Source organism: Acinetobacter brisouii, from assembly GCF_008993995.1.
GTDB classification, from domain to species: Bacteria; Pseudomonadota; Gammaproteobacteria; order Pseudomonadales; family Moraxellaceae; genus Acinetobacter; species Acinetobacter brisouii_A.
Map to the genome: position 1 here is coordinate 158,222 of NZ_BKNN01000001.1, position 9,069 is coordinate 167,290.

A 9,069-nucleotide genomic window follows, 5' to 3' on the forward strand; every position below is an offset into this window, starting at 1 on the left:
GAAGAAAAGGAGCGGTATTTTAGCATTTTTTGTTTTGAAGCTATAGCTCTTTTGGTTTTTACGGATCGGTACGAAATTGCCGATTCTTTGCCCAAAATGATTACATAACATAACAACAACAGTGCATCTATTAACATTAAACTGAGGGCAAAAATTGCAGGGCAAGTAAGGGTATATTCGGCTATATGAAAAAATTGCGGGTTTTATGTGCAACAACATATCAATTTTATGGTCGTCTATTTGCCTTAGGGTGTGTTTTTGGAGCCAATGGAGCAGCGTTCGCTGCCGAAGAACAATTTAATGATGCATTACGTGCTGCAAATTCAGGAAATACAGCATTATTGGATCAGTATACGACAAGCATGCAACAAGATGCTTTGGGGTATTACCCTGAATACTGGAAACTCAATATCAATTTAGGTTATCAACCGTCTGGTCAGATTGTTGATTTTGCAAGACGCTATCCACAATCTGCGATGGCAGAAAAATTAGCTGCTGATTATGTCGAAGAAAAAGTCAAGCAAGCTGATTATAACAATGCCCAACCTGTTGTTCCTTATGTCACCAATCCTGATCAAGCAGAGAGTTGTGCGGTTGCACAGGTACGCGCCAAATCTGGTGATCCTTTGGTTTTTGCTGAATTTAAAGATTTATGGCTCAGTACCGAAAGCTTGCCCGATGCCTGTCAAAGTCTGGGACGAATGATGCTCAGTAGTCCACTCATGAGTACGCAAGATAAACAGCAACGCTTATGGGGGCAATTGCGAGCAGGGCAGTTAGGAGCAGCATTGGCAACAGCTCAAGCCATGGGATTAAATCTATCTTTGGCTCAACTCAATCAAATTCAGAACAGTCCATTGAACTATCTTTGGTCAACACCTAAAAATAATGCCACAGACTATGCTTATTTAATCTTTGCTTTGTCACGTTTGGCTCAAACTGATCTGGATTCGGGTTTAAGTGCTGCAAATCGTGTAGCAGAGAATGTTCCTGAGCCTGTACAGAAATATTTATATCGCAGTGTGGCATATATTGGCGGTACGAGCGTTCTCAAAAATAATTTTAATCGGATTGTGCTCAACTATTTTGATGTCAGTTATGGTGACTTAGCTTTTAGTCCAGAAGAGGCTGAAATTTATGCCCGTCAGGCGGTACGTTTTGGCGCATGGGATAGTGTCATGCGTGCGATTGGTAGTATGAGTGTAACCCAACAGCAAGAAGACCGTTGGCAATACTGGTTAGCTCGTGCTTATGAGCAACGTGGCGATGCAAACTCGAAACGAATTGCAATGGGAATCTATCAGCGTTTGGCAAAAAGTGGTGATGATTATCATAACTTATTGGCTCAACAGCGATTAGGTGAAGCATATCGCAAACGGGTTCAATATCAGCCTACAGCCAGCGATTTTCGGCGCTTAGATCAAGATATTCATTTTCGTCGTGCATTTGCATTAAAACGTATTAATGCCTCAGATATTTATATAAATCGCGAATGGAACTGGGCAGTGCGACAGGCGTATTTACGTGAAGATGATGGCTTGTTGTTGGCAGCTGCACAGCGTGCAGCCGATATGGGCTGGTATGATCGTGCAATTTATGCGGCTAATCGTACAATCAATAAACACAATGATCGTTTGAGTTATTTAACGCCTCATCAAAATACGGTGGTCAGTTATAGTCAAAATGTGGGCTTAGATCCTGCATGGGCGTATGGATTAATGCGTCAGGAAAGTCGTTTTGTGACACATGCCCGTTCTAGTGTTGGAGCGGGAGGTTTAATGCAAATCATGCCAGAAACTGCGAAACAAGTCGCAAAAAAAATGGGAGAAACGTATAATCCCGCCGTATTAACCGATATGAATACAAATGTACGTTATGGTACGTATTATTTGTCCATGATTCAGGGGCAACTCAGTGACAATGCTGTGTTAGCCACAGCAGGTTATAATGCAGGACCAAACCGCGCGCGCCGTTGGCAAGCCAGTACGGGAACCATTGCGGCAGACCAATATGTTGAAAGTATTCCATTATCTGAAACGCGTGATTACGTTAAAAATGTCATGACCAATGCAACTCACTATGGTTCAGTGCTTGGACAGGGAATACAAAATATTGGTAAATGGATGCGTGCAATCCCCGCACGTCTAGAACAGTAAATGCGAGAGATCTGACTTTTGGTTTCCTACATCATTAGACAAGAATGCTTAGCTTATTCAGCTTCTTTTGTTATCGGCAGCTTACTGATGTTTGGGCTGATGGTTATGTATTCTCCAGCACATGCTGAATCGAACTCTAGCCGTGGCGGACATATTCTACATGTTCAGATGACCCCTGCAATTTGTGCATTAGACCCCAATCGTAAAAAACAGCGAAAATGCCTTGAAGGTTATGCGCTAACAGTCGCAGGTCTTGTTCCTGAAACCATGCGTGCAGGTTGTGAAACCAACAGCTCAGCGATATTGCCCCCTTTACAAGCCAAAGTTGTTGCACGCATTATTCCTGATGAAGCATCACGCATTCAGCTTTGGCGAAGTGTTGGTGGGTGTATGTCAATGTCCGCCGTACAATATTTTAGAACCATTATTAATTATGCACAGAGGCTCAAAATTCCTGCGGTATTAACAGATGCTTCTTCACATACTATTCAACGACCGACATTGCTCGCCCAATTTTTAAAACTCAACTCGGGTTTACCTGCAGATGGTATTGAGTTTCATTGTCAGAGCAATCATGGCACAACTGTATTGACGCATGTCAGCATTTGTTACAACAGTAACGGCACATATAAAGCTTGTGCAAATCATGAAATTTCAAATTGTCCAAAAAGCTTTACCATACAGGGAACTTATTAATCTGCTTTGCATGCATTGATCAGGTGATTTGTCACGTAGTGAAGCAACGGAAGATCAGTAAATTTAGCTATTAACACGCTTCATTTTGTTTAAATTTTCTATCAGACTTTTGTTGCAAATCATTCTATTTTTCATGCATGACCCGCAAGATTGGAGTACAATAATTGCCGTTTATGATTAAGGATTAAATGGAACCACTGTTTAATCATATCAACGATCCTCAATTGGAGATAATCACATGAAGCAACCCGTTCGTGTTGCCGTTACAGGCGCTGCAGGTCAAATCGGTTATAGCTTATTATTCCGTATTGCAAGCGGTGAAATGTTAGGGAAAGACCAACCAGTTATTTTACAATTGCTTGAAATTCCAGTTGAAAAAGCTCAACAAGCGCTTAAAGGCGTCATGATGGAACTTGATGACTGTGCGTTCCCATTGTTGGCTGGCATGATCGGTACTGATGATCCTAAAGTTGCATTTAAAGATGCTGACTATGCATTGTTAGTGGGTTCACGTCCACGTGGTCCAGGTATGGAACGTGCTGACTTACTTAAAGTAAACGGTGAAATCTTCATTGGTCAAGGTAAAGCACTAAACGAAGTTGCTAGCCGTGACGTTAAAGTGCTTGTTGTGGGTAACCCTGCAAATACGAACGCTTACATCGCAATGAAATCTGCTCCAGATCTTCCAGCGAAAAACTTTACTGCAATGTTGCGTCTTGACCACAACCGTGCATTGACTCAACTTGCTCAAAAAGCGGGTGTTGCAGTTTCTGACATCGAAAACATGACTGTTTGGGGTAACCACTCTCCAACAATGTATGCTGACTACCGTTTTGCAAACGTAAACGGCGAAAGCTTGAAAGACAAAATCAACGATGCCGCTTGGAACAAAGACGTATTCCTTCCAACTGTGGGTAAACGTGGTGCTGCGATCATCGAAGCGCGTGGTCTGTCTTCTGCTGCTTCTGCTGCAAATGCTGCAATCGACCATATGCGTGATTGGGCACTTGGCACAAACGGCAAGTGGGTAACGATGGGTATTCCTTCTGACGGTTCTTATGGTATTCCTGAAGGCGTCATGTTCGGTTTCCCTGTAACAACTGAAAACGGTGAATACAAAATCGTTCAAGGTTTAGAAATCGACGAATTTAGCCGTGAGCGTATCAACTTCACTCTAAACGAGCTAGAAGAAGAACGTGCAGCCGTTGCTGACATGGTAAAATAATTCATCAGTTTGATGAGTTGGAAAGCACTCTCTTGTAGGGTGCTTTTTTATGACTTTACAGGAATTCAACTGAGAATAATTCCCCAAAAGCAGTATAATTTTTAAAATAAACAGATTTGGTGGATGGAGATAAAAATGTTTGAACAACAACCTACACTCGAATTGCTATTTCAGCAATTGGGTTTGCCCGCAGAAGCAGAGGCGATAAAAGATTTTGTGAGTACACATCAACTTGCGCAAGATGTTGAACTCGCGGATGCTGTATTTTGGAATGCATCGCAACGTGAATTTTTACAACACCGCTATGATCAAGATGATGAATGGGCCATTGTGGTCGATGAATTAAATGAGTTACTACATACCGACGCACAGCATCCGATATCTTAAGATCGATCGAAATTAAAAAAACCTCTATTAGATATAGAGGTTTTTTAATTTAATGAAGCTGTTTTTTTACAAGTTCAATAAACCAAACTTCTTGATGGAGTGGTTTAAATTGAGGATGTGCATGTAGCAGTTCATGGTCATATTCTGAACTATTGATATATTTGCGTAGCCAATGTTTGGTCATGGCATGTTCTTGTTTCACAATTGCTGCATACGCCAAGAAGAAATAAATATCACCATAAGCTAAATGTGCCAACGGCTTTAAGATTTGCTGGGTAATCAGTGCAAATTTACTATCTTGATTCAGCTCAAAATAAATCATATAAGCTTTGGCAAGTTGTAAAGATAAATTTATATACAACTGCATTGGAATTTCTTCAAATTCCACACGCCCTTGTTCTAAAATCGCCAGCGCTTCATGCAGAAAATACAACTGTTCTTGACGATTCTGGCTTAAAGTCACCAATTGCAGGCGTAAATCACCACGCTCCAACGCCAGTTCTGGGCTATTGGCGCTTAAATAGAGCTGATCAGTTTCTCCAATCCGCGCAATAATCTGTTGGCTGTTCATTAACATGCTGTTTCCTCAATGGCTCATAAACAGTATATGTGGATTTTTCGATACATTTAAAGTCAGTAAGGATTAACTGTAGGGACTATGACCAAATCGAGTGATTGCTGCGCATCCATGCCGTGATTGATAGGCGTTGCTGTTGTGCAGCAAGAACTTCATGCAGTAAATCACTTTGAAACAGGGCGATACGATTCGGTTTTGGCTCTAAAATATGCCAGTTTTGTTGTTTATCTTGCAGGCGTAGCTGCCCACCCCAGTCTTCTTGCCATTCTGAATGTAAATACAATACCGCAGAAACCATCCGATCATTTTTCTTTTGTGGATTGTCACGGTGTAAGGCATAAAATTCACCTGCGTTGTAACAGGCAAAATGTGCTTCGACTTCACGAATACCGAAGAAAAAAGCTTGATTCAGCTCTTGAGCCAGTTGCATCAGCGTGGCAACATGTCGTTCAGCAATCGGTAAATTTTCGTTAATCCATAAAATGTAATCACTGCGAATTTGACTCACCACGCCATTTTGAATGGCTGCATCACGAAATTCATTTAAATGGTGCATACATTCTTGGTGAACGGTTTGTAAGTATTCGTCAGGGTATGCTTGATCAATAAGACTAAAACCAAAACTATCTAAATCATTGATAATTTTATTTATATCCCATTTTTTTGGTAAAGGCTCAGCCATAATTCCCCAGTTAAAATTCAAATCTATTGAAAAACTCAGTTATTTTAGAACAACTGTCCAATCCGCATCGATGTTTTTTTCATGTTAAGATAGCCGTTGATTTTAGGAATTGATAGAAACATGAATTACCGTCACCATTTTCATGCGGGCAACTTTGCCGATGTTATGAAGCATGTGCTTTTGCTGCAACTACTGGCACGTCTCAATGCAAAAGATAAACCTTATCGTTATATCGACACGCATGGTGGTGCGGGAAAATATGACTTATCTCAAGCCCCTTCACAGAAGTCTGGTGAGTATCTTTCGGGTATTCATCGTTTGATGCAATTGCCATCGATTCAAAAACGCCATGCACCTGAAGCAGTACAGCAATATTTGAATCTGGTTGAAAACATGCGTGTCGAAGATGGTCGTGGCGCTTATCCAGGTTCGCCGTGGTTTGCATTGCAAGGCATGCGTGATATCGACAAAGCCACTGTTTTTGAAATGCAGCGCGATGTCTTTCAGCAGCTTCGCCAAAATATTCGTGACCGCCGTGCGGGGTTGCATGAACGTGATGCTTATGAAGGGTTACTTGGTGTAATTCCGCCAAAAGAAAAACGCGGTTTGGTGATGATCGATCCCCCTTACGAACTTGAACGTAAGGACTTTCCACAATTGGTTGAATTACTGGTCAATGCCTATAAAAAATGGCCGACAGGTGTATTTGCGGTTTGGTATCCAATTAAAGACCGTGCCATGATTGAACGTTTTGAGAAAAAAATGAGTAAAACGGGCATTCGTCGTCAGCTCGTTTGTGAAATCTGTGTTTGGCCAGATGATACACCAGTCGGTTTAAATGGCTGTGGTATGTTGATTATTAACCCACCTTGGCAGTTTGCTGAGCAAGCAGATCAGGCATTACAGTGGCTATTCCCGCATTTGCGCATGCAAGAGAACGGTGGTTCTGTTGCAGTCAAATGGCTGGTGGGTGAATAATACGGTTTTTAATCAAAAAATATTGGGGAAGCAACAACATGACCAATGTGCCCAAACACAATGGAGATTGTTCAGATGATGCTTATGATGGGCTAACATTTGAAGTCATCGAAGAAGAGCATACGCATGAAGGGCAGCGCATTAAACGCCGTGGGATTTATTTGTGGCCTAACTTGATTACCACAGCAGCATTGCTGTCAGGTTTCTACTCAATTATTTCGAGTATGGACGGCCAATTTATCCATGCAATTTATGCCATCTTTCTTGCAGCATTGTTTGATGGGTTGGATGGTCGTGTTGCACGTGCGATTGGTGCACAAAGCGCTTTCGGTGAGCAGTTTGACTCGCTATCGGACTTGATTGCTTTTGGTCTTGCACCTGCAATTTTAATGTATAGCTGGAGTTTGCATGGTTTAGGTCGTATTGGTCTGGCTTGTTGTTTCGTTTATACCGCATGTGCTGCATTCCGTTTGGCACGTTTTAATGTTCAAATTGGTGTGGTTGATAAACGCTATTTTATCGGTGTTGCTAGCCCACTCGCTGCGATTTTAGTGATCTGTCTAGTTTGGGTGAGTCGTGATTATTCACATGTATTTAATGTGAAAGAATTATCTACCCAAATTAGTTATGCCATTTTCATGGTTGTGGTTGGTTTGCTGATGATTTCGAATATGAAATATTATTCATTCAAGCAGATGGATCGTAAGCGTGTGCCATTTGTTGTAATGTTGCCAGTTGTGCTGATTTTGGCAGCAATGACTTATAATATTCCTGTGGGTATATTGGTGGTTGCAAGTATTTACGCGCTTTCAGGAATTGTGACTACTTTTTTAGCAAGGAAAAAAGTAACATAAAAAAATAAAAGCCACATTTATGGAGGTTGTTGTGTACTGGAACAGTTTTTCCAAATCAGCGAAGCAGCCTCCAGATTTGACCCAATTGCAGTGGCTGCCAAATCTTCAATATAAAACACTACATTATGGCTTGGTCTTTTTAAATCTGCCTGCGCCACTTCATTACATCAATTTTCTAAGTTTACTGGGTATACCCAATATTCCTGTTTTACAAAATCCGGCAGCAGTGACAACAACTGAATTTGATACAGCTTGGATTTTTCATTCTTGCAGTTTAACTCAACTAAACTGTCTACAAAGCTATTCAATACAAGATGATTGTGGGCAAACACCAGAACTTATCGACTTTGATCAAACCATTAAAATTGTAAAAGCAGAGCAAAGCTTTAGATTGATTCACGAATATAGTGAACTCGCATTTTTACTGAACATTCGGTTACATCCACCACGCTATAAAAATTATCCATTTAATCTCGGGATTATGCAGCAATGGGTTTGTCCAGCCAGTATGCAAGGCACATTACGTTATAAAGAACAAAGCTATCAGGTACAAAGTACTGGTATTTTTAGCTATGCACGAACCATTCAACTTCCATTTTGGAGTTGGTATTTTTATACAAGACAAATAATTCAAGTTGAGCATTTGCAATTTATCTTTTATCAAATTCGCAATCGTTTTAATCAAATTATTCACAGTAAACTCATTTTGCTAGACACACAGCAGCAAAAAATCAAAACATATTTACATAATGTAGAGTTTGAAGTGGTGCGTGTTTACCCTAAAGTTGTTACGCCAAATGGTTTGAGCATGTACTTACCTCGTGAATTTTCTTGGCATTTACAGCATCGACATCTCAAAATTCAACTATTTGCCGAAGCAAGAGGGGATTATAAGTTTGGATTTGGTGCGGGCTATGTTGGAAGTTTTAGCTATAAACTTAAAATGAATCAGAAATACTATGAAGGTGAGGCAGGATATTGTGAATATGTTGACTGTCGTGCACTCAAGTGGCAGGAAATAAATGCCACTGAGAAGCATTTCTTCAAAAAAACCGTACAAGATCTAGCCTGCCAACCCCTAAAAACCTTTAAATAGGATAAAGTTTAATCGGTTGTAAGAAAAAAGTGGTTTAGGGGGTTGCGTTAGATTAGTTATGGTCTATAATGCGTATCCATCGGCGGTGATGCAGATAAAAACTTGTTGATTAACAAGGGCTTAGCTAGATAGATAAGTTTTTTGATTGATTGAATGAGTTTTAAAAAATATCGAAATTACCTGTTGACTTTGTTTTAAAATAGAGTAACATAGCCGACCTAGCTTGATGATGACGAATCATTAAGAAGATCATTAAGAGAATTGGAAGAACAACTTGTGTGGATTTTTACCAGTTGATCAGTCGAAAATATATTTCATTGATTGAATTGGTAGAAATTTCTCGAAGTTTATTTGAGCGAATTTTTAGTCAGTAAGATTAATGAGCCAGATTTAGTACTTTTAGTAAAGTACAAATGAT

9 protein-coding genes are annotated in these 9,069 nt (G+C 40.3%); 7 read left to right on the top strand and 2 right to left on the bottom strand.

Annotation, left to right across the window (positions count from 1 at the left end):
- Positions 1-185: 185 nt before the first annotated feature.
- The 4 genes from GBN19_RS00895 to GBN19_RS00910 all read left to right on the top strand — a co-directional run bounded on the left by GBN19_RS00895 (position 186) and on the right by GBN19_RS00910 (position 4,464).
- Positions 186-2,156 carry a lytic transglycosylase domain-containing protein gene (locus GBN19_RS00895; protein ID WP_151776815.1) on the top strand — a complete coding sequence of 657 codons (1,971 nt, stop codon included), beginning with the start codon at positions 186-188 and terminating at the stop codon, positions 2,154-2,156.
- A 30-nt stretch (positions 2,157-2,186) separates the two neighbouring features.
- Complete coding sequence (locus GBN19_RS00900; RefSeq protein ID WP_151776827.1) at positions 2,187-2,852, top strand: ribonuclease T2 family protein; 666 nt, start codon at positions 2,187-2,189, stop codon at positions 2,850-2,852.
- 238 nt (positions 2,853-3,090) lie between these two features.
- Positions 3,091-4,077, top strand: coding sequence for a malate dehydrogenase (locus GBN19_RS00905; RefSeq protein ID WP_151776816.1), 987 nt, complete (start codon positions 3,091-3,093; stop codon positions 4,075-4,077).
- A gap of 135 nt (positions 4,078-4,212) precedes the next feature.
- The gene (locus GBN19_RS00910) at positions 4,213-4,464 is read left to right on the top strand and encodes a DUF2789 family protein (protein WP_151776817.1); all 252 of its coding nucleotides are present in this window, start codon (positions 4,213-4,215) and stop codon (positions 4,462-4,464) included.
- A gap of 49 nt (positions 4,465-4,513) precedes the next feature.
- Here the strand turns inward: GBN19_RS00910 and GBN19_RS00915 are convergent, their stop codons facing one another.
- A complete protein-coding gene (locus GBN19_RS00915) occupies positions 4,514-5,041 on the bottom strand; it encodes a hypothetical protein (protein WP_151776818.1) in 528 nt (175 codons plus the stop codon).
- A gap of 79 nt (positions 5,042-5,120) precedes the next feature.
- Positions 5,121-5,726, bottom strand: a complete 606-nt coding sequence (locus tag GBN19_RS00920) for a 2OG-Fe(II) oxygenase (protein WP_375707843.1) — start codon at positions 5,724-5,726, stop codon at positions 5,121-5,123.
- Between the two features lie 117 nt (positions 5,727-5,843).
- On the opposite strand from GBN19_RS00920, the gene GBN19_RS00925 reads away from it, so the two are divergent.
- From GBN19_RS00925 to GBN19_RS00935, 3 genes are read left to right on the top strand one after another with little or no spacing between them, the layout of a single operon-like run.
- Entirely contained in the window at positions 5,844-6,701 is an 858-nt protein-coding gene (locus GBN19_RS00925; protein ID WP_151708702.1) for a 23S rRNA (adenine(2030)-N(6))-methyltransferase RlmJ, read from the top strand.
- A gap of 38 nt (positions 6,702-6,739) precedes the next feature.
- Entirely contained in the window at positions 6,740-7,555 is an 816-nt protein-coding gene (gene pssA, locus GBN19_RS00930) for a CDP-diacylglycerol--serine O-phosphatidyltransferase (RefSeq protein ID WP_151776820.1), read from the top strand.
- A gap of 31 nt (positions 7,556-7,586) precedes the next feature.
- Positions 7,587-8,651 (top strand): DUF6670 family protein, encoded by a 1,065-nt coding sequence (locus tag GBN19_RS00935; protein WP_151776821.1) that lies wholly within the window; start codon positions 7,587-7,589, stop codon positions 8,649-8,651.
- Positions 8,652-9,069: the final 418 nt, after the last annotated feature.

Bases quoted from the DNA above. Each gene is read 5' to 3' on its own strand.
- GBN19_RS00895 (WP_151776815.1), top strand. From the start codon at position 186: ATGAAAAAATTGCGGGTTTTATGTGCAACAACATATCAATTTTATGGT.
- GBN19_RS00905 (WP_151776816.1), top strand. From the start codon at position 3,091: ATGAAGCAACCCGTTCGTGTTGCCGTTACAGGCGCTGCAGGTCAAATC.
- GBN19_RS00910 (WP_151776817.1), top strand. From the start codon at position 4,213: ATGTTTGAACAACAACCTACACTCGAATTGCTATTTCAGCAATTGGGT.
- GBN19_RS00915 (WP_151776818.1), bottom strand. From the start codon at position 5,041: ATGTTAATGAACAGCCAACAGATTATTGCGCGGATTGGAGAAACTGAT.
- GBN19_RS00925 (WP_151708702.1), top strand. From the start codon at position 5,844: ATGAATTACCGTCACCATTTTCATGCGGGCAACTTTGCCGATGTTATG.
- pssA (WP_151776820.1), top strand. From the start codon at position 6,740: ATGACCAATGTGCCCAAACACAATGGAGATTGTTCAGATGATGCTTAT.